Annotated in this window: 26 protein-coding genes and 3 pseudogenes; 23 read left to right on the top strand and 6 right to left on the bottom strand. The window is 64.9% G+C overall.

Annotated elements, in window-relative coordinates; all coding sequences use genetic code 11:
- Positions 1-485: 485 nt before the first annotated feature.
- Positions 486-1,301 carry an SDR family NAD(P)-dependent oxidoreductase gene (locus AL346_RS10820; RefSeq protein WP_019400634.1) on the bottom strand — a complete coding sequence of 272 codons (816 nt, stop codon included), beginning with the start codon at positions 1,299-1,301 and terminating at the stop codon, positions 486-488.
- A 103-nt stretch (positions 1,302-1,404) separates the two neighbouring features.
- Here AL346_RS10820 and AL346_RS10825 point away from each other — a divergent pair, with 103 nt between their 5' ends.
- Positions 1,405-2,298 (top strand): LysR family transcriptional regulator, encoded by an 894-nt coding sequence (locus AL346_RS10825; protein ID WP_019400633.1) that lies wholly within the window; start codon positions 1,405-1,407, stop codon positions 2,296-2,298.
- Positions 2,299-2,473: 175 nt separating this feature from the next.
- Here the strand turns inward: AL346_RS10825 and AL346_RS10830 are convergent, their stop codons facing one another.
- Complete coding sequence (locus tag AL346_RS10830) at positions 2,474-2,833, bottom strand: helix-turn-helix domain-containing protein (protein ID WP_019400632.1); 360 nt, start codon at positions 2,831-2,833, stop codon at positions 2,474-2,476.
- Positions 2,834-2,981: 148 nt separating this feature from the next.
- Between AL346_RS10830 and AL346_RS10835 the strand changes: the two genes are divergently transcribed.
- The 5 genes from AL346_RS10835 (at position 2,982) to AL346_RS10860 (ending at position 6,242) form a co-directional block, all read left to right on the top strand.
- Positions 2,982-3,590: an NADPH-dependent F420 reductase gene (locus tag AL346_RS10835; protein ID WP_026015487.1), complete on the top strand. Its 609-nt coding sequence runs from the start codon at positions 2,982-2,984 to the stop codon at positions 3,588-3,590.
- Positions 3,591-3,643: 53 nt separating this feature from the next.
- Positions 3,644-3,931 carry an alcohol dehydrogenase catalytic domain-containing protein gene (locus AL346_RS10840; RefSeq protein ID WP_197286559.1) on the top strand — a complete coding sequence of 96 codons (288 nt, stop codon included), beginning with the start codon at positions 3,644-3,646 and terminating at the stop codon, positions 3,929-3,931.
- A gap of 80 nt (positions 3,932-4,011) precedes the next feature.
- A complete protein-coding gene (locus AL346_RS10845) occupies positions 4,012-4,902 on the top strand; it encodes an SDR family oxidoreductase (protein ID WP_019404217.1) in 891 nt (296 codons plus the stop codon).
- 216 nt (positions 4,903-5,118) lie between these two features.
- The gene (locus tag AL346_RS10850; RefSeq protein ID WP_019404216.1) at positions 5,119-5,343 is read left to right on the top strand and encodes a hypothetical protein; all 225 of its coding nucleotides are present in this window, start codon (positions 5,119-5,121) and stop codon (positions 5,341-5,343) included.
- A 551-nt stretch (positions 5,344-5,894) separates the two neighbouring features.
- Positions 5,895-6,242 carry a cupin domain-containing protein gene (locus AL346_RS10860; RefSeq protein WP_019404215.1) on the top strand — a complete coding sequence of 116 codons (348 nt, stop codon included), beginning with the start codon at positions 5,895-5,897 and terminating at the stop codon, positions 6,240-6,242.
- Between the two features lie 74 nt (positions 6,243-6,316).
- Here AL346_RS10860 and AL346_RS10865 read toward each other — a convergent pair.
- Positions 6,317-6,945, bottom strand: a pseudogene (locus AL346_RS10865) (ATPase, T2SS/T4P/T4SS family); the annotation flags it as partial.
- 37 nt (positions 6,946-6,982) lie between these two features.
- On the opposite strand from AL346_RS10865, the gene AL346_RS10870 reads away from it, so the two are divergent.
- The 8 genes and pseudogenes from AL346_RS10870 to AL346_RS25570 all read left to right on the top strand — a co-directional run.
- Complete coding sequence (locus AL346_RS10870) at positions 6,983-7,147, top strand: hypothetical protein (RefSeq protein WP_156332733.1); 165 nt, start codon at positions 6,983-6,985, stop codon at positions 7,145-7,147.
- Positions 7,148-7,548: 401 nt separating this feature from the next.
- The gene (locus AL346_RS10875; protein ID WP_019404212.1) at positions 7,549-8,565 is read left to right on the top strand and encodes a substrate-binding domain-containing protein; all 1,017 of its coding nucleotides are present in this window, start codon (positions 7,549-7,551) and stop codon (positions 8,563-8,565) included.
- 28 nt (positions 8,566-8,593) lie between these two features.
- On the top strand, positions 8,594-9,613 hold the full coding sequence (locus AL346_RS10880) for an ABC transporter substrate-binding protein (RefSeq protein ID WP_019404211.1): 1,020 nt from the start codon (positions 8,594-8,596) through the stop codon (positions 9,611-9,613).
- A 74-nt stretch (positions 9,614-9,687) separates the two neighbouring features.
- Positions 9,688-10,500, top strand: a complete 813-nt coding sequence (locus AL346_RS10885) for an ABC transporter permease (protein ID WP_019404210.1) — start codon at positions 9,688-9,690, stop codon at positions 10,498-10,500.
- A gap of 1 nt (position 10,501) precedes the next feature.
- The gene (locus AL346_RS10890; RefSeq protein ID WP_019404209.1) at positions 10,502-11,296 is read left to right on the top strand and encodes an ABC transporter permease; all 795 of its coding nucleotides are present in this window, start codon (positions 10,502-10,504) and stop codon (positions 11,294-11,296) included.
- Positions 11,293-12,369 carry an ABC transporter ATP-binding protein gene (locus AL346_RS10895; RefSeq protein WP_245258954.1) on the top strand — a complete coding sequence of 359 codons (1,077 nt, stop codon included), beginning with the start codon at positions 11,293-11,295 and terminating at the stop codon, positions 12,367-12,369. The genes AL346_RS10890 and AL346_RS10895 overlap by 4 nt, the downstream gene beginning before the upstream one ends.
- A complete protein-coding gene (locus AL346_RS10900; RefSeq protein WP_019404207.1) occupies positions 12,370-13,227 on the top strand; it encodes a phosphodiesterase in 858 nt (285 codons plus the stop codon).
- A gap of 324 nt (positions 13,228-13,551) precedes the next feature.
- A pseudogene (locus AL346_RS25570) lies at positions 13,552-13,777 on the top strand (ABC transporter permease subunit); the annotation flags it as partial.
- Between the two features lie 43 nt (positions 13,778-13,820).
- Here AL346_RS25570 and AL346_RS10905 read toward each other — a convergent pair.
- Positions 13,821-14,012 (bottom strand): hypothetical protein, encoded by a 192-nt coding sequence (locus AL346_RS10905; protein ID WP_019404206.1) that lies wholly within the window; start codon positions 14,010-14,012, stop codon positions 13,821-13,823.
- 76 nt (positions 14,013-14,088) lie between these two features.
- Between AL346_RS10905 and AL346_RS10910 the strand changes: the two genes are divergently transcribed.
- The 8 genes and pseudogenes from AL346_RS10910 (at position 14,089) to AL346_RS10945 (ending at position 23,476) form a co-directional block, all read left to right on the top strand.
- A complete protein-coding gene (locus AL346_RS10910) occupies positions 14,089-15,045 on the top strand; it encodes a MurR/RpiR family transcriptional regulator (protein ID WP_019404205.1) in 957 nt (318 codons plus the stop codon).
- Positions 15,046-15,126: 81 nt separating this feature from the next.
- The gene (locus AL346_RS10915; RefSeq protein WP_019404204.1) at positions 15,127-17,028 is read left to right on the top strand and encodes a dipeptide ABC transporter ATP-binding protein; all 1,902 of its coding nucleotides are present in this window, start codon (positions 15,127-15,129) and stop codon (positions 17,026-17,028) included.
- A 65-nt stretch (positions 17,029-17,093) separates the two neighbouring features.
- A complete protein-coding gene (gene gsiB, locus AL346_RS10920) occupies positions 17,094-18,620 on the top strand; it encodes a glutathione ABC transporter substrate-binding protein GsiB (RefSeq protein ID WP_245258953.1) in 1,527 nt (508 codons plus the stop codon).
- Between the two features lie 152 nt (positions 18,621-18,772).
- A complete protein-coding gene (gene gsiC / locus AL346_RS10925; RefSeq protein ID WP_019404202.1) occupies positions 18,773-19,693 on the top strand; it encodes a glutathione ABC transporter permease GsiC in 921 nt (306 codons plus the stop codon).
- A gap of 7 nt (positions 19,694-19,700) precedes the next feature.
- Entirely contained in the window at positions 19,701-20,606 is a 906-nt protein-coding gene (gene gsiD / locus AL346_RS10930) for a glutathione ABC transporter permease GsiD (RefSeq protein ID WP_019404201.1), read from the top strand.
- A gap of 18 nt (positions 20,607-20,624) precedes the next feature.
- Entirely contained in the window at positions 20,625-21,722 is a 1,098-nt protein-coding gene (locus AL346_RS10935; RefSeq protein WP_019404200.1) for a P1 family peptidase, read from the top strand.
- The gene (locus AL346_RS10940) at positions 21,719-22,534 is read left to right on the top strand and encodes a M55 family metallopeptidase (RefSeq protein WP_053193634.1); all 816 of its coding nucleotides are present in this window, start codon (positions 21,719-21,721) and stop codon (positions 22,532-22,534) included. The genes AL346_RS10935 and AL346_RS10940 overlap by 4 nt, the downstream gene beginning before the upstream one ends.
- Before the next feature lie 76 nt (positions 22,535-22,610).
- Positions 22,611-23,476, top strand: a pseudogene (locus AL346_RS10945) (D-amino-acid transaminase).
- A 22-nt stretch (positions 23,477-23,498) separates the two neighbouring features.
- Here AL346_RS10945 and AL346_RS10950 read toward each other — a convergent pair.
- Positions 23,499-24,464: an isoaspartyl peptidase/L-asparaginase family protein gene (locus tag AL346_RS10950; RefSeq protein WP_019404197.1), complete on the bottom strand. Its 966-nt coding sequence runs from the start codon at positions 24,462-24,464 to the stop codon at positions 23,499-23,501.
- 246 nt (positions 24,465-24,710) lie between these two features.
- On the opposite strand from AL346_RS10950, the gene AL346_RS25025 reads away from it, so the two are divergent.
- Entirely contained in the window at positions 24,711-24,857 is a 147-nt protein-coding gene (locus tag AL346_RS25025) for a hypothetical protein (protein WP_156332734.1), read from the top strand.
- Positions 24,858-24,931: 74 nt separating this feature from the next.
- Here the strand turns inward: AL346_RS25025 and AL346_RS10955 are convergent, their stop codons facing one another.
- Positions 24,932-26,530 (bottom strand): serine hydrolase, encoded by a 1,599-nt coding sequence (locus tag AL346_RS10955; protein ID WP_019404195.1) that lies wholly within the window; start codon positions 26,528-26,530, stop codon positions 24,932-24,934.
- Positions 26,531-26,742: the final 212 nt, after the last annotated feature.

Below are 26,742 nucleotides of genomic sequence, written 5' to 3' on the forward strand. Positions count from 1 at the left end.
GCACTTGGAGGCAAATTCGGGCGTATTCTCGGATAGGGACTTCGGAGCAGCGGAGACGAAAAAGCTAGTGTTTTCCGAGGTCTATCGTGCTTTGGCGTACCCTATCGCGCAAATCGGATGGGCTACTAGACCAGCTCCGAAGGCAGAGGTCACACGTTCGAATCGTGTCGGGTGCGCCACTTTTGTTGGACGGCACATGAGCTTGGACTCCGTCAAAGATTGTCGGACTCCACTGCCGTCAACCGATGTGCCTTCTAGTTCAGCGGTGCCGGCGGAGGTCGCGCGCGGGATTCTCCACGTGTAGGTGTTGTAGGTCTTTGGGGCCGACAGGGACTGTCCGATTCTGGGGATCGCCAAGCAGCAGGCTGCCGTTCTGCGTCCGACCCCATTCACGCCGTTGCCAAGCCTCCGGCGCCTCCTCCGAAGCGGTCATTCTGACGGCCTGGGCCGGAGATCACCTCCCTTGCCGGCTTTGGTCTGTTGTATCAGCCGCGATCGGCAGATCGGGCGATCTCTTGCCGCAATTGGTCGACCTTCGCTCCGGCCCACTGCCGGGCGTCGTCGCCGAATATGAGTCGCGAGGGTGTCTCGCCCTGCGAAGCAAGCGCCACGATCCGCGCGGCGAGCAGCTTCGGATCGCCCGGCTGGTTTCCGTTGGCCCCGTCCACGAACGCACGATACTGCGCGATCGCCTCAGCATAGTCCGGGATGTCAATGCTGCCGAAGCTCGCCGACTTCCGGTCCATGAAATCGGTGCGCAGCATCCCCGGCTCGACAAGGAGCGAGCGGACGCCTAACGGTGCCAACTCCTGCGCGAAGCCCTCCATCCATCCCTCGACCGCGAACTTCGATGCCGAGTAGACCGCGCCCCCGCTGTTGGAAACCAGCCCGCTGACAGACGAGATGGTGACGATGAGGCCCGAGCGACGCTCACGCATGTGCGGGGCAACCGCGCGCGCGACGTTCATCGTACCGAACAGGTTAACGTCGAACTGGCGCCGCACCGCGGCATCGGTGAAGGTCTCGAAGAAGCCCAGTTCGGCATAGCCGGCATTGTTGACCAGCACGTCGATCGCACCGAACCGCTCGATCGTTTCGACGGCGACCGCGTTCGCGGCTTCGGCGTCCGTGATATCAAGCGCGAGGGCGTGCAGACGATCGTGTTCGCCCTCGAAGGCATCGCGTACTGCACCAATGGACCGCGCCGTTGCCATGACCGTTTCGCCAGCATCCAGCGCCGCGCGGGTGATCTCACGTCCAAGCCCCCGGCTTGCGCCCGTCACCAGCCAAATCTTGCTCATAGCCTGCTCCTTTGCTTCTTCCGGTGTCACAGGCTATTTAGACAAGCTAATTGATTGGAATTACCGGCTAATAAATAATAGGCCCCAGTAGCAGGATTTATCAATGCGCCCGGATCAATTCGGCGACCTCGCAGTCTTTGCGGCGATTGCGTCCGACCGCAGCTTCACGCTGGCCGCAAAGCGGCTGGGCGTCACGCAGTCGGCATTGAGCCAGACCATGAAGCGACTGGAGGGCCAGCTGGGTTTTCGCCTGCTCTCCCGCACGACGCGCAGCGTCGCCCCGACCGCTGCGGGCGAGCGACTGCTCGCCACCCTGTCGCCGGCACTGGCCGGACTGGACGATGAGATCGAGGCGTTGTCCCAAGCACGCGGGGCAGCGATCGGCACCGTCCGGATCACGACGGGCAAACACGCCGCGGATACAGTGCTGTGGCCGATGCTCCCATCCTTCATACGCCGCCACCCCGGTATCGAAGTGGAGGTTTGCGTGGAGGACGGGCTGAGTGACGTCGTGGCGGACCGCTACGATGCGGGCATTCGGCTCGGCGAGCGATTGGAAAAGGACATGATCGCGCTGGCGGTCGGGCCTCCGCTTCGCGTCGCGGTGGTGGCCGCTCCCGGCTATCTGAACGGCCATCCGGCACCGATGGAGCCCGCCGACCTCACGGCGCATCGCTGTATCGCCTACCGCGACGCGCAGGGCAACCTGTCCCCCTGGTCCTTCGAGCGCAACGGCCGTGCGGTGACGGTCGCGCCAGGCCGCGGCCCGGTGTTCAATGACGCCGACCTGCTGGTTGCTGCCGCCCTCGAAGGGTTCGGCATCCTCTACATCCTGGAGGACCTGGTGGTAGCGCCGATCGCCGATGGCCGTCTCGTCCGCCTGCTGGAGCCGTGGTGTGAGCCGTTCCCCGGCTACCACCTCTACTACCCCGATCGGAAGGGTACAGCAGCCTTCGACCTGTTCAAAATCGCGCTGCGAGATAGCAGGGTTGCATAAAGGATCGGCAGCGTTCGCGCCGGTTGCGTTGGGCTTCAGAGGCGTTCTTCAGCGTTGGAGCCAGTGAAGCCGCTGTCTGCACGCTGCGCTAGTATAAGTTGCTGGTTCAGTCCGAGCGGGTGTCTTTGGAGGCGTCGAGCGCTCTGTCGAATCATCAGCTTTCCGGCAAAGCCCGCTAAGCCGCCTTCGCTACGTGTTCTCTCTTTTTCACGATCATTGCGACCTCATCGATGTGATGGGTTCCCCATTCGCACAGCGGCGCAAGTACCTGGGCCAAGCTTCGCCCAAAGTCGGTCAATTCGTACTCTACGTGCGGCGGCACCTTCTGGAAATCGATGCGGCGAATAACGCCATCGTCCGTCAGTTCCTTCAGATGCTGGATCAGCATTTTTTCGCTCACATTGGTGACGAGCCTGCGGAGTTGGCCGGTGCGCTTGGAACCGCTGGCGAGATGATAAACGATAAGCGGCTTCCACTTACCGCCAAGGATGGCCAGAACCGCTTCCAAGCCACATCGGAATTTCGTCTCGGTCATTGTGATCTCCTGATTCTTATACTTACAAAATAGTCAGTACTGGAACCAAAGTCTGCCCTGTCTTAACTGGATTGGACGATGTCGACGCGCAAGGCGTTCGATGATCACCGAGCCAACGCAGCGGGCTGCAGGTTTCCAGGAGGCCTCCATGAAGTTCGGATTTATCGGGGCGGGTGTGGTTGCGCAGACGATTGCGCGCCACATACTGCCATTTGGCCACGAAGTCCTGATCAGCAACAGCCGCGGGCCCGCCACTCTCGCTATGGTCGTCCGAAATTTGGGTCGGGGTGCGTCCGCGGGGACCCCGCAACAAGCCGCCGAGCAGGACGTTGTCGTGCTGAGCGTCGAGTGGGCACATGTCCCGGACGCTCTCGCATCAGTCCCGGACTGGTCCGGCCGTACCCTGATCGACGCCACAAACCGGATCAACCGCGACAATCCGAGCGATCTTGGCGATTTCTCGGGCCGCACGTCGAGCGAGATCGTTGCCGATCAGGCGGTGGGCGCCAAGGTGGTCAAGGCGTTCAACACAGTCCCCATGCAGTGGATCGATGACACATCGCCCGAAAAAGCCAGAACCGTCCTCTTCATCTCGGGGGACGATGCTGGTGCGAAGAAAGCGCTGAGCGAAGTGCTGGAACAGGTCGGCTTCGCCGCTGTCGATCTCGGGACACTCGCGATCGGTGGCAGGCAGCAGCAGGTCGGTGGTCCCTTGGCGGGTCTCAACCTCACCCTGGTCGATCGGTTCGTGCTGTGAGAGCGCTTGCTTACGAGAAGGCCCACACTCTCGGTGCCTATGGGATCGAGGAGATGGAAGTCGCCGAACCGAAGCTGCGTGATGCTGATCTGCTGGTCGACATCCGAGCGGTCGGGGTCAATCCCGGCGAGGCTTTGATCAGGAGTGTGCGCAGCGCCGGGGCAGACGGGCGCGTTATTCTGGGCTGGGAATTCGCCGGAGTAGTGCTCCAGGTCGGTTCAAAGGCAAAGGGTTTCGCCGTCGGGACTCGGCTCGACGGACTGACCGCCGAGAACATGAAGACCGCACATGAACAACTCGAGAGCAGACGTACGATCGGAAAGATCGTGATCGCCGCCTGACAGAGCCAGCTCGTCCCCAATCAATTCAGAGCTTGGCGCAACTGCGCTGCGCCACCCCCCATGAACCGAACGGAAAATCCATGACCAAAATCCTCGTCACCGGCGCTACCGGCAACATCGGCCGCATGACCCTCAACCATCTTCTGAACCGGGTGCCCGCCAATGACATTGTCGGTCTCGCGCGCGATCCGGCCAAAGCGGCAGATCTTACCTTCAAGGGAATTGAGATTCGCCAAGGCGACTACTTCGATTACGAGGGGTTGGTCCGCGCGTTTACGGGAATCGACAAGGTCATGCTCGTGTCTGCCACCGCCTTTACCGATCGCAATACCCAGCACGAGAATGTCATCAATGCGGCAAGGCAGGCCGGCGTCAGGCACATCGTCTACATGCCGGTCATCCACAAGACAGGCTCCGCCTTCAGCTTGCCGCAGGTCACCGAAGAAGATCTCTTCGTCGAAGAAAGATTGAAGACCTCTGGCCTCATTTATACGCTCGTCCGTCATCCTCCATTCCTTGAGAATGTCCCGTCCTATGTCGGTGGGAATGCTTTGGAGAAAGGTGTTCGGACGCCGGCCGGTGCGGGCAGGGCAGGATATGCCTGCCGTGACGATCTGGCAGAGGCGCATGCCGTCGTGCTGAGCGAAGACGGTCATGAGAACAAGACTTACTCGCTGTACGGCGACCCGTCTGTGTCTTTCCCTGACGTTGCGCAGATCCTGTCCGAAATCAGCGGCAGACCGGTGCCGTTCAATGCGGTCTCGGATCAGGAGTACATCGCCAACCTAATGGCAGCGGGCTTGCCCGAGCCGGCCGCCGGCTTTGTGCTGCTTTGGGTCCATGGCGTCAACGCTGGCGAGTGGGACGGTCAGACCGGGGATCTGGAAAAACTCCTTGGTCGCAAGCCGACAACGCCGGCTGAGTTCCTGCGCGCCAGCTATGCCGCCCGCCAACTCGAAACCGAAACCTAGTCCGGGAGAGAGCTATCGGATGATTGATATCGAGATTGGCGGGAGGGTCCAACCATTGTGCCTTCCCGCCGCGAAGAGCAATCACCTGTGATCCCCTGGCATCTACCTTAATTGCCCTAAAGCTGGAGACAGAAGAGGCTCAATCGAATGGCCGGATCCAAAATTTGACAATGAAGCTTCTAGCTGATTCAGCTTTCCAAACGAGCAGGTTCAGTAATGACACCAAGCATCATCGACCAAGTCGCTTTGGCTCTGTTTGCCAGTGATGGAATGATGATCGCCGCCCCTGGCACCACCATTCAGCAATCATGGGACAGGACGCCAGAAAAACATGTCGTTTACCGGGAGCGGGCGCTGATTTTCCTCAAGGTCATGGCCGAACAGATGTCGGGCCTTGCCGATGCCGAAATCGCAAAACTCGAGGAGAGAGAACGGCAGTGACCTGCCGCTTTCCAACTAGCTTTCTGATCCTGTTCGCCCGACGCATGCGGGTGAAGGTCGCCTGACGGACAGCCCTTCTAGCGCATGGACAGTGGCGAACAGGTCGCCAGCACGTTTCGCCGGCGTTTGGCGCTCGCCTCCAGACATGTCGCGATGTTCGACGTCGGTTTCGGCTTCCAACTCGTGCCCTGGACGCCGCCGATCGTGAAACGTCTCCCGGGCGCCGCACGAGGTGATGGTAGTGACGACTGGATCTTAGGCGGCAAGCGGAGCTAAGCGCCGAGCACAGTAAACCGAGATCTGCCAGCAGGTGAGCAAACGGCAGCTCCGAGCCTTCCGCGACATTCACGGGGAGTCGGGGCGAAAGCTATAGTTATTCTTATCGCGCCGTGAGCCTTCGTCGCAGCTGGAGAATGCCTGGCGGCGGATGTCGTCATTGGCAGGAGCACATGCGCTGACGCCACTGCCACATTTGCCGACATCATCGCGGGTGGCACCGGCCTCGAACGAGATAACCCTGTGACTGCACCGAAACGGAGAAAGGAAAAGAGATGAAAGTCGTCAGATTTGAACCAGCCGATGCCGTATTCGAACGCTCGCCCGGACAGGACGCCGACATCTTTGCCTCGAACTTGGCGGATCAACGGCAAGGGGGCCCGGTTACGGTCGGGTATGGACGGTACGGCCCCGACCAAGTCTTGGAGACCACAATCGTCGTCGATGACGTAATGGTGGTCCTGGAAGGAAGGGTGTCGGTTGAAGCCGACGGTGAGACCCTGACTGCGGGTCCCGGCGAAATTATCTATATGCCGAAGGGGAACGCCGTGATCATTCGCTCCCACGCAGAAGGCGCGCTGACAGCCTATGTCACGTATCCTCACTGGTCCGAAGCGGAATAGCATATCGCGGAACAAAGACGGCCGGCCTCAGCCCCTCAAAGAGGGGTCCGATGCCTTGGGCCGCCCCGCGTGAACACTTCGCCGATCGGAATGCGGTCTGGCCGAAGGCGCAGCGAAGAGCGGACGAGATCGGAGAGCGTCGCCACGCCGTGCTTGGTCCGCTTGGCGATCAGGTTCGGCGCGGCGCATTGCAGTTCGCGGGTGTCCTCGATCAGCACCACGCGGTCGGAGGTCTTCGCGACCTCAGCGAGCAGCGCGTTGGTCAGCGTCGTCTTGCCGGTCGAGGTGCCGCCTGCAACGAGGATGTTGCGGCGATCGGCGACGGCTCGGCGCAGGATCTCCGCCTGCTCGACTGTCATGGTGCCGGCGGCGACATAGTCCTGCAGCGTGAAGACCGCGACGGCGGGCTTGCGGATGGCGAAGGCCGGCGCCGCCGCCACGGGCGGCAGCAGGCCCTCGAAGCGCTCTCCCGTTTCCGGCAGCTCGGCCGAGACACGCGGGTTGCCTGCATGGACCTAGGCGCCGACGTGGTGGGCGACCAAGCGCACGATGCGCTCGCCATCGGCCGCCGCTCGCCCGTGTCGGACAAGCCTTCCGAGAGCCGGTCGACCCAGAGACGACCGTCGGGGTTGAGCATCACCTCGACTACGCTGGCGTCTCCAAGGAAACCGGCGATGGCAGGGCCGAGTGCGGTCCGCAGCATGCGGGCCCCGCGAAGTATCGCCTCGGACCGGCAGAAGGTGCCCAACGTCGAACTCGGCGTGCACGAACTCCATCCAAGCACCCAGATCGCGCAATTGCTGGAAGGCCGGATCCAGATCGGCACCGAGGTCGTGTTCCGTCGGGACAGCGAACATCCCGCCGTGAGCAAATTCCTGGAGACGGTCCGCGAGGATCTGGCGTGATGCGGCGGATCAAGGACCGTGAGATGTTCTCGTAATGAGGAGGAGGCCCAAGAGCTAGAAACATCGGCCGTGCCGTTATGAGACTGCATGTCCGATCGTCGCCTTTGGATTTGCTGTGAGACCAGAGGCGTGCTTCCTCGAGCTTAAACTCGGCTTCACGTCAATCCCATCGAAGTCTCGAGAATGAGCTAGCTGGAGAGAGCGGCGACCATTCTCGGCAAAGCAATCTTTTTCCACCGCATCTGAGTTCTGGCACGAGATCCCGAGGCGATGCGCTCGCCGGCGGGACCAATCGTGGGTGCGACGCGCTGAAAACGACTGAAACAACGTCATCCAGCCAATACGTTCGCATGCTACCTCCGACCCGGCCGAAGAAGAAGCGGCCGGAACGGGGCAGGGCGATGGTGTCAACGCAGATCACGATACGAGATGTCGCGGCGCGCGCCGGATGCTCGATCGCGACCGTGAGCCGGGTCGTCACCGGCAACGGCCCCGTCAGCGAGGAAATGCGCAGGCGGGTGGTCGAAGCCGCATTGATGGTCGGCTTTCCACTTGCCCGCGCCTTTCCCGAGACTCGCCCCGTCATCAGCATTCTGGTTCCCAGCCTGACCAATCCGGTGTTCGCTGCGGCGGTCGCAGGGATCGAACGGCGCGCAAGGGCGGCCGGGATGTTCACCATACTCGGCCAGTCCAACTACGACCCCGCGCAGGAAGAAGACATCGTCACCACGCTGATCGGCGAGCGCCCGGTCGGGATGATCATGACGGTTTGCGATCCGGCCTCCAGCGTGGCGCTCCAGCGCGTCCGCAAGGCGGGGCTGCCCGTGGTGACTGTCTACAACGAAGACACACCGGAGGGCGTCGCGGCAGTCATGGTCGATAATCGCGGCGCGATGCGTCATGCGACCGAAGACCTGATTGCGCTCGGCCATCGCCGCATCCTCTTCCTCGCCGGGAAGTTCATCTCGTCTGATCGCTCGGCCCGCCGCTACGAAGGCTATTGGGATGCGATGACGGCCGCCCGGCTCACGGCGGCCCCGGCGATCGAGGTCGATTTCATCGACGCGACGAGGGACATCGACCTCACCGAGGTTCTCGTCGAGTACAAGCCAACGGCAATCATGGCCTCCAACGATCTGCTGGCGTTCACGGTGATCGCGTCCCTGCGCCGCGCGGGGCTGAGTGTTCCCGAGGACGTGTCCGTCACCGGTTTCGACGGAATCGACTTCGCACGCCTGATCTCACCCAGGCTCCACACGATCGGGCAGCCGTCCCAGGTGATGGGAGCGCTGGCCGCCTCGCTGCTGCTGGACATCGCTGCGGGGCACAAAGCCCCCCAGCGCTTGTGCCCGGACGTCGTTTCCCTTCCGGGGGAAACGATCGCCCCGCCCCGGCGGGGCGACCTCCGCCTGCCTTGAACCTCACCGAAAAGAGAAAGCCACAACAATGAAGACGACGATCCTTTCCCTTGGCCTCGGTCTGGCGGCCGCTGCCAGCATCCTCGCCTTGGCTCCTGTCCAGGCGCAGGCGCAGGACGCCATCTGTTACAATTGTCCGCCCGAATGGGCGAACTGGGGCGAGATGCTGAAAAACATCAAGGCCGACCTCGACCTCGACATTCCGGGCGACAACAAGAATTCGGGTCAGGCAGTCGCCCAGATCATCGCCGAGAAAGCGAGCCCGGTCGCCGACATCGCCTATCTGGGCGTCAATGCGGGCATTTCGGCTGCCGCGCAGGGCTTGGTGGAGGCCTGGAAGCCGCAGCGCTTCGACGAGATCCCCGAAGGGCTCAAGGATCCTGAGGGGCGCTGGTGGGCGGTGCATCAGGGCACGCTCGGCCTCTTCGTCAATGTCGACGCCCTCGGCAACGCGCCTGTCCCGGCCTGCTGGGCTGACCTGAAGAAGCCGGAATACAACGGCCTCGTCGGCTATCTCGATCCGACCTCGGCGGCGGTCGGCTACGCGTCGGCCGTTGCCATCAACAGTGCGCTGGGCGGCTCGTTCGACGATTTCACGCCCGCGATCGGCTTCCTCAAGGAACTCGCCGGAAACGGGGCGATCGTCACCAAGCAGACCTCCTATGCGCGCACCGTGTCCGGTGAGATCCCGATCCTGATGGACTATGACTTCAACGCCTATCGGGCAAAATACACGGAATCCGGCAAGTTCGAGTTCGTCCTGCCCTGCGAAGGCTCCATCACCTTTCCCTATGTCATGACGCTCGTGAAAAACGCCCCGCGTGCCGAAACCGGGAAGAAAGTGCTCGACTACCTGCTCTCGGACAAGGGCCAGTTGTTCTGGACGACGGCCTATCTGCGTCCGGTCCTCCCGGTCGAAATGCCGGCGGACATTGCGGACCGGTTCCTGCCGGCAAGCGAGTATCAGCGCGCCAAAGCCATCGACTGGGACCAGGCCCAGGCTGCGCAGGCAGCGTTCTCGGAACGTTACCTGTCGGAAGTGCGCTGACGGGCGACCCCCTCCCGGGAAGGGCTGGTCCCTTCCCGGCAGGGTTTTCTCATCGATTTTCGCCGGAGGCTTCGTTGAACAGCAGGCGCTTTGATTTTTTCCTGATTCTGCCTCTCGCGATTTTCACGCTGGCCTTTCTCATTCTGCCCGTGGCTCGGCTGATCGCTGAGGCCGGCAGCGGGCCGCAAGGTCTCGCCGGGTTCTTGGTCATCCTGACCGAGGCCCGCTTTCGCAACAGCCTGATCGTGACCCTTCTGCTTGCAATCGTCACAACCGTCGCGACGCTGGCAGTGGCAACGATCGCCGCCCAGACGCTTGCCAACAGGCAGTTCACCGGCCGTGGGTTGCTCCTGTCAATGCTGACATTCCCGCTGGCCTTTCCAGGCGTGGTGGTCGGCTTCATGATCATTCTGTTTGGCGGCCGCCTCGGACTTGTAGGCAGCGTCACCAAAAGCCTGGTCGGCACGAACGTGGTCTTCGCCTATTCGCTGTTCGGGTTGTTCCTCGGCTACCTCTACTTCTCTGTGCCGCGTGTTCTATTGACCATCCTCGCGGCGGCAGAGAAGCTCGATCCCTCGCTGGTCGAGGCCGCCCGCTCGCTGGGCGCCAGCCCCTTCGCCATACAGCGCGACGTCGTGCTGCCGGCGCTGTTCCCGGCCATGTACACCGGCGGGGCGCTGTGCTTCGCCACGGCAATGGGCGCCTTCGGCACCGCTTTCACGCTTGCCACCAACATCGACGTGGTGCCGCTGCTGATCTACACCGAGTTCACGCTCGCCACCAATGCCAGCATGGCCGCCGCGATCTCCATCGCGCTCGGCCTGATCACCTGGGCCGCGCTGGCCATTGCCCGCAACCGCGCCATGCGCGACGTGAAGGGGGGCTGAGATGCGCCGCCAGTGGACCTCGACCGCCGGCATCGTCATCACGGCCTTGCTCTCCCTGTTCCTCGTCGTTCCCGTGCTGCTTTCCATCTATGCGGGCCTGGCCGTCAACTATGCCCGCGGGCCCTCCGCCGGATTTACCCTCGACTGGGTAGGCCAGGTCTGGGGGCTCTATGCCGATACCGTTTGGCGCAGCCTTGTCGTCGCGCTGCTGACGCTGGTGGTGACGCTGCTGATTGGCGTTCCCGGCGCCTACGCGCTGGTGCGCAAGGGCGGCCGTTTCGCGCGTGCCGTCGAAGAGATCGTGACGCTTCCGGTCGCCGTGCCCGGCCTTGCGCTCGCGCTGGCGCTTATCCTGAGCTACGGCGGCGCGGGCGCCTTCCGGCAATCGACGCTGTTCGTCGTGGTCGGCCACGTCCTCTTCACCCTGCCTTTTATGATGCGCTCGGTCATCGCCGTGCTCGAGACGATAGACTGGCGCACGCTCGACGAAGGCGCGGCAAGTCTCGGTGCTCCGGCCTGGCGACGCTTCATCGACGTGATCCTGCCGAACGTGCGGCCGGGCATCGTCGCGGGGGCGCTGACGGTCGTGACGCTCTCCATCGGCGAATTCAATCTCACCTGGATGATGCACACGCCGATGACCAAAACCCTGCCTGTGGGCCTGGCCGATGCCTATGCCTCGATGCGGCTCGAGATAGCCTCGGCCTACACCATCGTCTTCCTGGTCATGGTCATCCCGCTGCTGATCGGCGTCCAGCTGGTCGCCGACTTCACCGAAAAACGGACCGCATCATGAACACTCACGCCCCTATGGTGACCACTCGAAGCGGCGCGTCCATTGCGACGCGTCGGCTCAGCAAGAGTTTCAACGGAACGACGGTTCTGCACCCTACCGACCTGGAAATCCCCGCCGGCCAGATCCTGGTCCTGCTGGGTCCGTCCGGCTGCGGCAAGACCACGCTCCTGCGCCTGATCGCCGGACTGGAACAGCCCGACGGACCGGACATGATCCGCTTCGACGGTGAGGATGTCAGCGGCGTGCCGATCGAGAAGCGCAACGTCGGCATGGTCTTCCAATCTTATGCGCTGTTTCCGAATATGACCGTCGCCGAGAACGTCGGCTACGGTCTGAAGGTGCGCAAAGTGGAGCGTGCGCAGCGCGAGGCCGAGACCCGTCGCCTCTTGGCTCTGGTTGGCCTGGAGGAATACGCCGATCGCCGCATCTCGGCGGTCTCCGGCGGCCAGCGCCAGCGCACTGCGCTGGCTCGGGCCCTGGCGATCAAACCCCGTGTCTTGCTCCTCGATGAGCCGCTGGCCGCGCTCGATGCGGTGCTGCGCGAGCGGTTGCGCGTTGAGATCGGTCTTCTGCTGCGCGAGTTCGGGATTACTGCCGTTTATGTCACCCACGATCAGGCAGAGGCCATGGCGATCGGTGACCGCATCGCCGTCATGGAGAAAGGCCGCATCGCGCAGATCGACGTGCCGAAGGAGATCTACCATCGGCCGGCAAATGATTTCGTTGCCGACTTCGTCGGAACGATGAACCGGATCGCCGGGCGCGTGGAAAATGGGCTGCTCAACATCCACGGCGGCGAAACCATGGCGAGGCTGAATGTCGGCGGCCCGGATCGTGCGACCACGCTCTGCTTCCGGCCAGAGGCCGCGCGGCTGGCTTCCGCAAACGGAGCCATCAGCGCCCGTGTTGCCGCGACGACCTTCTTCGGCGCGACGCAACGGCTGGTCGCCGAGGTTTCGTCCGAATGCCGGCTGCAGCTCGATTTGCCGTCGAACCTTTCCGTCACACCGGGCCAGATCCTCGCTTTCGAGATCGACCCTGCTGCCATTATCGAATTCCAAACCGAGGCCTGAATGCTTATCGCCCAGATCTCTGACCTGCACATCCGGCCCAAGGGTCAGCTCGCCTATGGTGTTTCCGAAACCAACCTCTTTGCCGAGCACGCCATCCACGCCTTGCTTCGGCTGGACCCAAAGCCGGATTGCCTCCTGGTCACCGGCGACCTCACCGACTGTGGGTTGGACGAAGAATACGCCATCGCCGCGGAGCTCCTGGGCCGCATGCCATGCCCAGTCTATGCGGTGCCGGGCAATCACGACCGGCGCGAGTCCTTCCGGCGGGCCTTCGCGCAAGGAGGCTATCTCCCCGCAAGCGGCCCCCTGAATTTTGCTGTCTGGTGCGGCCCGATCCACGTCATCGGCCTCGACAGTCTGGTTGCCGGATCGAGCCACGGCGCCCTTCGATCCGAAACGATCAGGTTCCTCGAAGAGACCCTGGCTGGATCTCCCGATGCACCCACCCTCATCATGCTGCATCATCCGCCTTTTGACACCGGCATTGCGCATATGGACGCGGCACGGCTGCTGGAAGGGTCTGAGCAGCTGGAAAGGATTGTTGCCGCCAACCGCCAGGTGCGGCGTATCCTGTGCGGGCACGTCCATCGCTCCGTCCAGCGCATCTTCGGCGGCACGCTGTGCCAGATCGCGCCTTCGGTCGGGCATCAGGTGGCCCTGGATCTGCGGCCGGATGGGCCGTCCTGTTTCGTGCTGGAGGCCCCGGAATTTCTTCTGCATCACTTCGCACAGGGTGACGTTGTCACCCACACAGCGAGTGTGGATAGGGCACCTGGGCCATTTCCGTTCATTCTGCCTGCCGATTACCCAGGACAAAGCCGGGAACGGTCGGCGTTTGCGTTGAGCTCGGACGCGTAGCGAATAGCGTCCGGTTCGACTTCATGAACAACGACCCGGATGGCACGCGGCGTTGGGGTGATCGCCTCGGCAACCTCTGTGAGGGCTTGACGCTTCGATCCAGAGCATCGTCCCTGTGGCTGCGCGGAATGTTCTCAGCATCACTGAAGAGAAATCGAGTCTACCCAACCTTGCGAAGAGCTGATCATGCAGATGCTTTGGATCAGCTATTTGTGGGATCGTGATTCGATCTCCTTCTACGGTGACTGTGAATCACAGCTCAAGCGGAATTAATAAGTCCTGAGACCAGTCAAATAAGATCTCGAATATGTTCTTACTCATAGCACGTCGGCGGGATTTGCCGTGGTCGGTGCTATCATCGGCGAATACCTCGGCTCCTCCGCCGGTCTCGGGCATCTCATGGCCCAGGCGGAGGGGAATTTTCGACACAGTCGAGGTTTTCGGCGGAATTCTCGTCCTCGCCGTTTTCGTGCTCCTGATCGACAGCATCCTCGACATGGTCGAGAAGCGCTTGATCAAGCGGCCAAACGTGGCGGAAAAGCCGGCGTGACGGGGAGGGGTCTCGCCAACGAACGCGCCACCCCACGTGGGCGCTAGGCCGAATCCACATTCAGCGCAGGACAGTCGTAACCCATGGCGAAGGGGCGGAAGTGCTTGAGCTTGTTGAAGCAGCGGATGCGGTTGCGCTGCTTGTGATGGTCTCGTCGTGCGTCCTCGCCGACGTCATGCAGCGCGGTTTCGGCAAGCCTGGACAGAAAGCGCTCAACACGCTCTTGCGCGATCAAAAAATATCGCTACGAATCCGAACGTGAAAATTTCTGATCATCCGCCGGTCGCGCCGGCAAGGTGAAACGACCTGCGATGGCCACGGCTTTTGACGAACCCTCCATAGCGCAGCGCATTTCCCGCGCCGTTCTGTCGCCGTCGCATCGCCAGATCGCCAATTACGTCCTCGACCATCCGCTGCGCGTCGCGGCCATGCCCATCGATGAACTGGCGTCGATCGTCGGCGTGTCGGTCGCCACCGCCAACCGCTTCGCCCGCGCTCTCGGCTTCGACGGCTATGCGCAGTTCCGCACCGCGCTGGTGCTCGGCTTCGAGACGGCGCTGGCGCCGGTGGAGAAGCTGCGCGGAAAGCCGGAGCAGCCGGCGAGCGCCGCCGACATCCTGGCCGCGACCCTTGCAGAGACGGCGCACAACATCGACCGGACGCGGCAGGGCCTGGATACGGAGGCCTGCACGCGCGCCGTCGCCGCCATTCTCGGCGCCCGGCGCGTCTTCATCCTCGGCCTTGGCAGCAGCGTCTGGCTCGCCGGCCTTCTCCTGCGCAAGCTCGAACTCTTCTGCGACCGGGTGCAACTGCTCGCCAGCATGGAGGGTTCTTCGCACGCGGCCCGCATTCTCCACCGGGCAAAGCCCGGCGATCTCGTCATCACCATCGCCTTCCCGCGCTATCTGTCGGACACCTTGCTGCTGACGCGGCGCGCCCGGGAGGCGGGCGCCGACGTGCTGGCCCTCACCGAGAGCCCCAGCTCGCCGCTCGCCTCGCTCGCCACGGTCGCGCTTTTCGCCCATGGCGACAGCCAGTTCTTCGCCAATTGCGAGGCGAGCTCACTGGCTCTGATCGAGGCCTTGAGCAGCGCCGTCGCCCACGCCTCCGGCCGATCCGTGGAGGCGGCGGCCGAACTGGCGGAGGCCGTGCTGCCCTGGCTGCACGGCAATCATGCGGGGGCGCTGAGGCCATCGAGCGCATGGGACAGGCAGGCGCCGTCTCCTCCCACGCCCCGGCGGGGCCAGAAGCCACGCCAGGGCCGCTGACCGTGCGCGACCACCCCCTTGCCATCTTCGCCAGCCCGGTCTTCGCCGGCCACCCAACTTCGTGAGCGAGCTCACCTTGCCATGACGTCCTCCGCGACCCTGATCGCTCCCGCGCCGGACCCGACGCTTCACCTTTCGGAAGACCGGGTCCTCGCCGTCGATGGCCTGTCGGTGAGCTTCTCGACCTCCGAGCGGACGGTCTCGGCCGTGCGCGATGTCTCCTTCCACGTCGACCGCGGCGAGACGCTCGCCATCGTCGGCGAGTCCGGCTCGGGCAAGTCGGTGACCTCGCTCGCCATGATGCGCCTCGTCGAGCACGGCGGCGGGCGCATCGATGCCGGGCGCATGCTCTTCCGCCGCCGCTCCGGCGCGGTGCTCGACCTCGCGACGGCCGGGCCGAGGACGATGCGCGCCATCCGCGGCGCCGACATCGCCATGATCTTCCAGGAGCCGATGACCTCGCTCAACCCGGTCTTCACCGCCGGGGAGCAGATCGCTGAATCGATCCGCGTGCACCAGGGCAAGGGCATGGCGGAGGCCCGCGCCGAGGCGCTGCGCATGCTCGACCTCGTGCGCATTCCGGAAGCGCGCAGCGTGCTCGACCGCTACCCGCACCAGCTCTCGGGCGGCATGCGACAGCGCGTCATGATCGCCATGGCGCTGTCCTGCAAGCCTTCCCTCCTCATTGCCGACGAGCCGACGACGGCCCTCGACGTCACCATCCAGGCGCAGATCCTGCAGCTCATCCGCGCGCTGCAGGACGAGATGCACATGGGCGTCGTGTTCATCACCCACGACATGGGCGTGGTCGCCGAGGTCGCCGACCGCGTGCTCGTCATGTGCCGTGGCGAGAAGGTGGAGGAGGGCGCCTCCGCCGGGCTGTTCGCCACACCGCAGCACTCCTATACGCGCGCGCTCCTTTCCGCCGTGCCGAGGCTCGGCGCCATGGCCGGCACCGACCTGCCGCGCGAGTTCGCGCTTTTGCGCATGGATGGCGAGGCGCCGGGCAAGGTGGCGGCCCCGCAGGCGACGGTGAAGCCGGATGCGGCGCCGATCCTGCGTGTCAAGGATCTCGTCACCCGCTTCGACATCCGCGGCGGACTCTTCAACCGCGTCACGCGCCGCGTGCACGCGGTAGAGAAGGCGAGCTTCGATCTCTATCCCGGCGAGACCCTGTCGCTCGTCGGCGAGTCGGGCTGCGGCAAATCCACCACCGGCCGTTCGCTGCTGCGCCTGGTCGAGAGCCAGAGCGGCGCCATCGAATTCGACGGCCGCAACATCCGCGAACTGCCGCCGAGCGCCTTCCGGGACTTGCGGCGCAACATCCAGTTCATCTTTCAGGATCCCTTCGCCTCGCTCGATCCGCGGCTCACCGTTGGCTATTCCATCATGGAGCCGCTCTTGGTCCACGGCGTCGCGAAAGGGGAGGCGGCGCGCCAGCGCGTGCACTGGCTGCTCGAGCGGGTCGGCCTCACGCCGGCCCATGCCCAGCGCTATCCGCACGAGTTCTCCGGCGGCCAGCGCCAGCGCATCGCCATCGCCCGCGCGCTCGCGCTCAACCCCAAGGTGGTCATCGCCGACGAGTCGGTCTCGGCCCTCGACGTGTCGATCCAGGCGCAGATCGTCAATCTGCTGCTCGAACTGCAGCGCGAGCTCGGCATGGCCTATCTGTTCATCTCGCACGACATGGCCGTCGTCGAGCGCGTCAGCCACCGCGTGGCGGTGATGTATCTCGGCCAGATCGTCGAGATCGGCCCGCGCCGCGCCATCTTCGAGAACCCGCAACATCCCTATACGCGCAAGCTGATGGCCGCGGTCCCCGTCGCCGATCCGGCGCGCCGGCACCTGCGCCGCGAGCTGGTGACGGACGAATTGCCGAGCCCTGTGCGCGCGTTGGGCGACGAGCCGACGGTCGAGCCCCTTGTCGAGGTCGGCCCCGGCCATTTCGTCGCCCGTCACCCGATCGGCGCCTTCGGCCGATGACTGCCCCTCTTGATCGCTTCACTGCAACGGGAGCCGTTCCAATGAAAAGTTCACTTCCACGAGGTTTGACAATCGCTTCCGGCCTTCTGGCACTCATGCTCGGCACCGCGCCGGCGCTCGCCGCCAAGGATGTCGTGCTCGCCATCGGCGGCCAGCCGGAGACGCTCGACCCCTACAACACCAACACGACGCTGACGACCGCCGTCACCAAGTCGTTCTACCAGGGCCTGTTCGAGTTCGATAAGGACCTCAAGGTGCGGCCGGTGCTGGCCGAGAGCTACACCGTCTCGGATGACGGTCTCGTCTACATCTTCAAGCTGCGCGAGGGCGTCAAGTTCCACGACGGCACCGACTTCAACGCCGAAGCCGTCAAGGTGTCGTTCGAGCGGGTGCTCAATCCCGAGAACAAGCTCGCCCGCTACAACCAGTTCAACCGCATCGACAAGGTTGAGGTCGTCTCGCCCTACGTCGTCAAGATCACGCTGAAGGACGCCTTCGGGCCCTTCATCAACTCGCTGGCCCACGCTTCGGCCGCGATCATCTCGCCGGCGGCCCTAGCCAAATACGGCAACAAGGACATCGCCTTTAACCCTGTCGGCACGGGTCCCTTCGTCTTCGAGGACTGGAAGCAGACCGACTACGTCAAGGTGAAGAAGTTCGACGGCTATTGGAAGAAGGACTTCCCCAAGGTCGATTCCATCACCTGGAAGCCGGTGCTGGAGAACAACACCCGCGCCGCCATGCTGCAGACGGGCGAGGCCGACTTTGCCTTCCCGCTGCCCTATGAGCAGACGGCGGCCCTGCAGGCGAGCGACAAGCTCAACGTGACGATCAGCGCGTCGATCATCGAGCGCTACGTCAGCTTCAACACGCTGCAGAAGCCCTTCGACGACATCCGCGTGCGCCAGGCGATCAACTACGCCATCAACAAGGAAGCGCTCGCCAAGGTCGCCTTCAACGGCTTCGCCTCGCCGGCCGAAGGCATCGTGCCGGAGGGCGTGCTCTACGCCCACAAGATGCAGCCCTGGCCCTATGACCCGGCCAAGGCGCGCGAGCTGCTCAAGGAAGCCGGCTATCCGAACGGTTTCGAGTCGATCCTCTGGAGCGCCTACACCACCACGACGGCGCAGAAGGCCATCCAGTTCCTGCAGCAGCAGCTGGCGCAGGTCGGCATCAAGGTGCAGATCCAGGCGCTCGAGCCCGGCCAGCGCACCGAATGGGTGCAGTCCGCGCCCGATCCGAAGACGGCCAAGGTGCGCATGTACTACGCCGGCTGGTCGTCCTCGACGGGTGAGGCCGACTGGGCGCTGAGGCCGCTGCTGTCGACCGAGGCCTGGCCGCCGAAGCTCAACAACACCGCCTACTACAGCAACGAGGAAGTGGACGCCTATATCGCCAAGGCCCTGCGCTCGGTGAAGGACGAGGAGAAGGCGGAGCTCTACAAGAAGGCGCAGGAGCAGATCTTCAAGGACGCGCCCTGGGCGCCGCTGGTGACGGAGAAGAACCTCTACGCCACCTCCAAGCGTCTCTCCGGCGTCTACGTCATGCCCGACGGCAACATCGAGGCGAGCGAGATCGCCGTTTCGGAGTAAAGGGTAACCCCCTCCCCGCGCAAGTCGGGTTTACCCGACTTGCGCAAGAATAATTCGGATCTCGGGCAAGCCCGAGATTCGTTGCGGCGAGAGGGAGCGCCGCCCGCCCGCAACACTTCTCGTACCTTGTCCACCCAAGTCGATCCGGAACCATGCTGCACTATTTCCTCAAACGGCTGTTGGGGCTCCTCCCCACACTCCTGATCGTCTCGGTGCTCGTGTTCTTCTTCGTGCACATGCTGCCGGGCGACCCGGCGCGGCTCGTCGCCGGGCAGGATGCGGACGAGCAGACGCTCGCCCTCGTGCGCAGCGAACTCGGCCTCGACAAGCCGCTGCCGCAGCAGTTCGTCACCTATTTCACCCATATCTTCGAGGGCGACTTCGGCCGCTCCATTCGCACGCGCCGGCCGGTCTCGACCGAAATCGCCGAGCGCTTCATGCCGACGCTGTTGTTGACGCTCACCAGCATGGTCTGGGCCGTCATCTTCGGCATGACGATCGGCATTGCCTCGGCCGTCTATCGCAACCGCTGGCCGGACCGGCTCGGCATGACATTGGCGGTCTCCGGCATCTCCTTCCCCGCTTTCGCGCTCGGCATGCTGCTGATGCAGATCTTTTCCGTGGGGCTCGGCTGGCTGCCCACCGTCGGCGCCGACAGCTGGAAGCACTACATCCTGCCGTCGCTGACGCTCGGCGCGGCGGTCGCGGCCGTCATGGCGCGCTTCACGCGCGCCTCCTTCGTCGACGTGCTGCATGAGGATTTCGTCCGCACCGCCCGGGCCAAGGGCCTCAACGAGCGCATCGTCATCCTGAAGCATTGCCTGCGCAACGCGCTCATCCCCGTCGTGACCATGATGGGCCTGCAGTTCGGCTTCCTGCTCGGCGGCTCCATCGTTGTCGAGGCGGTGTTCAACTGGCCGGGCGTCGGCCGCCTCCTCGTCGATGCCGTGGCGCAGCGCGACTATCCGGTGATCCAGGCGCTGGTGCTGATGTTCTCGCTCGAATTCATCCTCATCAATCTCGTCGTGGATCTGCTTTACGGCGTCATTAACCCCACCATCCGCTACAGTTGAGCCGGCCATGACCGATACCGCGACCGAGCTCGTCTCCCCCGCTTCCGCCACAACGGGCGAGGCCGTGCGCACGCCCCTGAGGGAGTTCTGGCGCCGCTTCCGCCGCCAGCCGGTGGCGCTCGCGGCGCTCACCTTCGTGGCGCTCCTTACGCTGCTGGCCGTGCTGGCGCCGTGGATCGTGCCGTTCGACCCGGAGAACTACTTCGACTACGACCAGCTCAATGCCGGCCCGTCGTGGTCGCACTGGCTCGGCGTCGACCCGCTCGGGCGCGACATCTTCAGCCGCATCCTGATGGGCGCGCGCATCTCGCTCGCCACCGGCCTTGCCTCGGTGGCGCTCGGCGGGCTCGTCGGCACGACGCTCGGCCTCCTCGCCGGCTATTACGAGGGCTGGTGGGACCGCATTGTCATGCGCATCTGCGACGTGCTCTTCGCCTTCCCCGGCATTCTTCTCGCCCTCGGCATCGTCGCCATTCTCGGCGGCTCCCTGTTCAACGTGGTCGTCGCCGTCTCCGTCTTCTCCGTGCCGGCCTTTGCCCGCCTCGTGCGCGGCAATACGCTGGTCCTGAAGCGCATGACCTATGTGGAGGCGGTGAAAAGCATCGGCGCCTCCGACTGGACCATCCTCGTGCGCCACATCCTGCCGGGCACCGTCTCGTCCATCGTGGTCTATTTCACGATGCGCCTCGGCACATCGATCATCACGGCGGCGAGCCTCTCCTTCCTCGGCCTCGGCGCTCAGCCGCCGACGCCGGAATGGGGCGCGATGCTCAATGACGCGCGTGCCGACATGGTCAACGCGCCGCATGTGGCGCTCTTCCCAAGCCTCGCCATTTTCTTCACGGTGCTCGCCTTCAATCTGCTCGGCGACGGGCTGCGCGACGCGCTCGATCCCAAAATCGACCGCAAATGAACCGACCGCGAGTGAGGCATGATGAGCGTGCGTGACATCACTCCGCCGCATGTCGGCATGCTCGATGCCGGCCCGCGCAATGCGATCACCGACGTTGCCGGCGTCAGCGTCGGCCATGCGACGCTCGCCGCCGGTTCCGCGCAGACCGGCGTGACGGTGGTGCGCCCGCACGCGGGGGACCTCTACCGCGACCGGGTGCCGGCGGCGGCGAGCGTGATCAACGGCTTCGGCAAGAGCATCGGCCTCGTCCAGGTGGAGGAGCTCGGCGTCGTCGAGACGCCGATCGCGCTCACCAACACCTTCTCGGTCGCCGCCGTGGCCGAGGCACAGATCCGCCAGACGATCGCGGCCAATCCGCAATGCGGGCGGCGCCTGCCGACGGTCAATCCGCTCGTCTTCGAGTGCAACGACGGCTACCTCAACGACATCCAGGCCATGGCGGTCGGTGAGCAGCATTACGGCGACGCCTGCGCCGCCGCCGGCCCGGATGTGGCGGAAGGGGCGGTCGGCGCCGGGCGCGGCATGGCGAGCTTCGGCGTCAAGGGCGGCATCGGCACGGCCTCGCGCCGCGCCGAGGTGGCGAACGGCCGCGTTTTCACCGTCGGCGCGCTGGTGTTGGCGAATTTCGGCCGGGCGGCGCAGCTCATACTCGCCGGCCGGGCCATCGGACCCGTGCTCGCGGAGCGGCTCGCCGCCGCGAGGGAAGACGCCGCCGGAGGGGAGGGCGAGGCACAGGAGAAAGGCTCGATCATCCTCCTCATCGCCACGGACGCGCCGCTCGACACGCGCCAGCTCGGCCGTCTCTCGTTGCGCAGCGCCGCCGGGCTCGCCCGCACCGGCTCCGTCTTCGGCCACGGCAGCGGCGACATCGCGCTCGCCTTCTCCACCGCCTATACGCTGCCGCAGGATGCGGCTCGCCCCATGCCGGCCATCGCCATGCTGCACGATGCGCTCATCGATCCGCTGTTCCAGGCTGTCGCCGACAGCGCCGAGCAGGCCATCATCCATGCGCTGTGGCGGGCGGAGACGGTCACCGGCCGTGACGGCCACCGGCGGCAGGCGCTGCTCGAGCTGATGCCCGATCTCCCCTCCCTCCTTTCGGAGCGCACCCCATGAAGGTTCTCATCTCCGTCGACATCGAGGGCGTTGCCGGCGTCTACCACCCCGAGCAGACGCGCGCCGGCAACGGCGAATACGAGCGGGCCCGCCTGTTGATGGCGGAAGAGGCGAATGCGGCCGTCGCCGGGGCCTTCGAGGCCGGCGCGAGCGAGGTCATCGTCAACGATTCCCACGGCGGTTTCCGCAACATGCCGGCCGAGCGGCTCGACGCGCGCGCCCGGGTCGTACAGGGCAAGCCGCGCTATCTCAGCATGGTGGCGGGCGTCGAGGAGGGGGTGAATGCCGTCTGCCTCGTCGGCTATCACTCGCGGGCCCACGGCCGCGGCATTCTCGCCCACACCATCAACAGCTTCGCCTTCGCCCGCATCGCATTCAACGGGCTGGAACTCGGCGAGGCCGGCATCTACGGCGCGCTTGCCGGCGAATATGGCGCGCCGGTCGTCATGGCGAGCGGCGATGACGTGTTCATCGGCGAGAACCGCGAGCTGTTCCCGCACACCGTCTTCGTCGAGACCAAGCGCGCCACCGGCTGCAACAGCGGCATCAGCCTCTCGCCGGAGCGGGCGCGCGAGGCGATCCGCACCGGCGTGAAGGAGGCGCTCGCCCGCCCGCCAGCGCCGCCGTTCCGTCTGCCCAGCCCCATCAAGACGCACATCCGCACGCAGACGCCGGCGCTTGCCGATCTCTTCTGTCAGTGGCCGACGCTGAGCCGCCTTTCCGGCGACGAGATCGGCTTCGAGGCGCCGACCGTCGAGGCGGCGGTGCGTATCGTCAATTCGCTTTCGGCGATGTCGACCATGCTGCGCTGACGCGCCGCATTCCCCTTGCAAGGACGCAGATCTTCCCTTTCCGCTCCACGCCCGCAACAGATCGGACATTCCAGCCATGGCAGAGACTTCCGCGCCGCGCATTGTCTACGTCAACGGGGCCTTCCTCCCCATCGAGACCGCTTCCATCCCGGTGATGGACCGCGGCTTCCTTTTCGGCGACGGCATCTATGAGGTGACGGCGGTCCTCGATGGGCACCTGATCGACAACGAGCCGCATCTGGCGCGGCTCGAGCGCTCGCTCGGCGAGATCGGCATTCCCAATCCGCATTCGCGCGAGGCGTGGACGGAGATCCAGCAGGCGCTCGTCGCCCGCAACAATCTCTCGGAGGGCCTCATCTATCTCGAGGTCACGCGCGGCGTTGCCGAGCGTGACTTCCTCTCTCCCGCCGGCCTCACGCCGACGGTGGTGATGTTCACCCAGGCAAAGTCCGTGCGCACCAGTGCAGCGCTGGCGAAGGGCGCCGCCGTCATCACCGTGCCCGACCTGCGCTGGGCCCGGCGCGACATCAAGTCGACCTCTCTCCTTGCCCAGGTGCTCGCCAAGCGCGCGGCGGCTGCCGCAGGCGTGAACGAGGCCTGGATGGTCGAGGACGGGACGGTCACGGAGGGGCCTCCTCCACCGCCTTCATCGTCACCAAGGCCGGTGAGATCGTCTCGCGCCCCCTGTCCCACGCCGTGCTGCCGGGCGTGACCCGCCGTGCCGTGCTGCGTCTCGTCGCAGAAAAGGGCCTGACCTTCGTCGAACGTCCCTTCACCGTGGAGGAGGCGCTCGCGGCTGAGGAGGCGTTCTTCACCAGCGCTTCCAGCCTCGTCATGCCGGTCACGTCCATCGACGGCCGGCCGATCGGCGGCGGCAGCCCGGGGCCGCTCACCCGCGAGCTGCGCCAGCTCTACATCGAGGCCGCGCTCGAGGGCCGGTGACCGGCCCCGCTCTCGCCCGGCCTCAAGGCCGGGCGAATTCTTCCGTCACCTCGAACACCTCTGCATGGGACGCGACATGGAAGCGTCCCTCCGCCGTCACCCAGCCGCGGAACATGCCGTCCGTGTTGTAGGGTGCCGTGACGGAGCCATCGGCCGCGACCGCGACGAGGCCGGCGCCGATGCCGTAGGGCGCGAGGTCCTCGTGGATGACCTTGGCCGCCGCAGCCGTGAGGCTTTCGCCGAGATAGGCCATGCGGCTCGCCACCTCGTGGCCGACCGCGTGGCGGATGAAATACTCCCCCTTGCCCGTGCCCGAGACGGCGCAGATGCCGTCGCGCGCATAGGTGCCGGCGCCGATGATGGGTGAATCGCCGACGCGCCCGACGGGCTTGTTGGTATAGCCGCCGGTCGAGGTCGCCGCGGCGAGGCGGCCAGCGCCGTCGCATGCCACCGCGCCGACCGTGCCGTGCTTCTCCGCCTCGCTCGCCAGTTGCGCCGTACCGGCCGCGGCGCGGGCCTTCATACGGGCGAGCGCCTCGAGGCGCCGCTCGGTGGTGAAATACGAGGGATCGACGACGGCGAGGCCGACCTCGCGCGCAAAGGCGTCGGCCGCTCCGCCGGCCAGCATCACGGCCTCGCCGCTCTCCATGACGGCGCGTGCGGCCTTCACCGGGTTGCGGATGCGCCTGGCGGCCGCCACCGCCCCCGCGGCCAGCGTGCTGCCGTCCATGACGGCGGCGTCGAGCTCATGCTCGCCCGCAGCGTTGAGCGCCGCGCCATGACCGGCATTGAAGTGGGGTGAATCCTCCATCACCACCACCGCGGCCTCGACCGCATCGAGCGCGCTGCCGCCGCCCGCCAGGACCGCCCAGCCCGCCTGCAACGACCGTGCAAGATCGGCGCGGGCGGCGATCCATTCCTGCTCGCTCAGGTCGAGCTTCGCCATGACACCACAGCCGCCGTGGATGGCAAGCGCGATCGGCCTCATCAGTGACCTCGTTGTTGGATGAATTTTCGGCAAGGGCCGGCAGCGGGCGCCAGCCGCGATTCGTCCCGCGACAATACTACTTCGGGCGCGGATGTTCATGACCGTCTGCGCGCGCAGAAGTGCCGACGCCCGAAGGCGTTGATCCTCATCGCCCGCGTTCCTGCGACGGCCGGCAGTTGATGCTTCAGGGAACAAAAGGTCCATGCAGCCCGTTGGTTTCGGGCTGCATGGAGGTTGGAGGACGATATGGCTGATCTCATGAGCAGCGTGCCCCGGCCCATGCGGTTGGCGCGAAGGGCCTGGCTGGCGACTGCACGAATGGTGGCCGCTTACAGCATATTTGCACTGGCCTTCGGCTTTGCGCTTGCGATCATCCTCGGCGTCGTTCGCTGAAAGATAGCGAGGGCGGTCGCGGTTGCCTTGGGCTCACGAGCACGTCTGCGGCTCGCGCCCCGGGCCTCACCCCGCTATTGACCCGGCGCGCGGGCAAAGGCGTGCGGCAGTGCGGGATTGAGCCAGTGCATGCCAACGACATCACCTCTGTCGTCGCGCTCAAAGCGGATCCGGGTGAAGGGCGCATCGCCGGTCATGGCGATGATCAGTTCATAGACTCCCTCGGGTGACAGCCGCGCTGAAAAGACGTTCGGATCGTCCTTGCTGGCGTCGAGCTGGACGATCGCCTGCGTGGCTTCGAGCGTCATCCGGAGCTTGCCTTCGGCGATCGCCACCGACGCAGTACCCAGGACCGGCGAGACGTAGCGGCCTGCGAGGGTATTCGCATTGGCGGGCAACGGCCCCGTGGCAGATGACGCAGCGTCCTGCCGCTCCCGCTCCCGGCTCTCCCGCGCCGCCGCGGCAGCGAGCGCAATGTGGTCGACCTGCGGGTTGTCGAGAACACGGTCGTAGAACCACTGGGCAACGGCATCCGCCATCGCCGGGCTGCCGAGGTTGGTCAGGATGACGATGCCGGTCTTCGCATCCGGCAGGAAGCCGACATGGGCGCCAAACCCCGTGGTTCCGCCGTTGTGCCAGATCACGCGGCCGCGCGGCGTGGCGGCCACGGCCCAGCCCACGGCGTAGCTCGTGCGGTCGTTCATCGCGACGCGCGGCGTCCAGATCACGTCGAGATTGGCCTGCGAGACCAGAGCCTTGTCCCCGAAATGTCCGCGCCCGAGCTGCAGGCGAAGCCACTGCGCCATGTCAGGCACGTTGGAGTTGAAGGCGCCGGCCGGGCCGAGCGCATAAGGGAAGGACACATGGAAGGGGATCGCGATCGGGCGTTCGTCGGGCCTATGGCCCGTCGCGTGGTCCGCGGCCTGCATGATGGCTTCCGGGCTGGCCGTCGTCGACGTCATGCCGAGCGGGTCGAGCAGCGTCCGCTTGACCGACGCGAACCATGACGCCGCGTCGTCGACCTTTGCCACTACTTCGCCGCCGACCACGTGCGGGATGTTCAGATAGCGAAAATCCGAGCGGAAGATGCCTGTCTGCGGCGCAACGCGCAGGGATCGGATCAACGTCTTCGTGTCATAGCCGAGAAGCGCCAAGCTATCGTTGACGTAAGACGTGAGGCCGGAGCGCTGTGCCGCCAGGTCGAGAATACGAAAGTCGCGCGAGACCCAAGGGTCGGCGAGCTGGAAATCGGGCATGTGATCGGTGACGGGGTCGGTCCACTTCAGCTTGCCGGCATCCACCGCCTGGGCGAGCGATGTAGCGAGGAAGGCCTTGGTCGTCGAGCCGATCTGGAAAATGGTGCCGGGCGTGACAGCATCGCTCGTGCCGATCGTCTTGACGCCAAAACCCTTGCTGTAGATCAGCTTGTCGTCGAAGACGATGCCGATGGCGAGCCCGGGGACCGAGAGCGCCTCCATCCCGGCGGCAACCTGCTTCTCGAGCTCCGGCACGAGCGCGTGCAGCTTGTCGGCGGTGACTTCGGCTCGGGACGGATGAACGGCAGCGAGCGTGGCGAACGCGGCGGCGATCAGACCGCCGCAAGGTTTCGCGATGCTTCGCTTTCCCGGAATACGCGCAAGAATACGCGTTCGTGCGGCCTGTGACAGGATCATTGCAGCTCCCCAGCGCAATCGTGTTTCTGCAGCCTCAGGATGAATGTATCCGACGCCTGACGCTTGGCGTCCAGCAGCAGAATTGCTTCCCCAGGGCGATGGCGGGTTTCGAACGGCGCAAGGTTGAGCGGTGGACTGGAGGGCCGTGACTTGATGAGGTCGGCGCGGCCGGTCTCGATCCTGGGACCAAGCCATGGCTGGCGGGCCGCTCT

This window comes from Chelatococcus sp. CO-6 (genome assembly GCF_001271345.1).
In the GTDB taxonomy this organism is placed as follows: Bacteria; Pseudomonadota; Alphaproteobacteria; order Rhizobiales; family Beijerinckiaceae; genus Chelatococcus_A; species Chelatococcus_A caeni.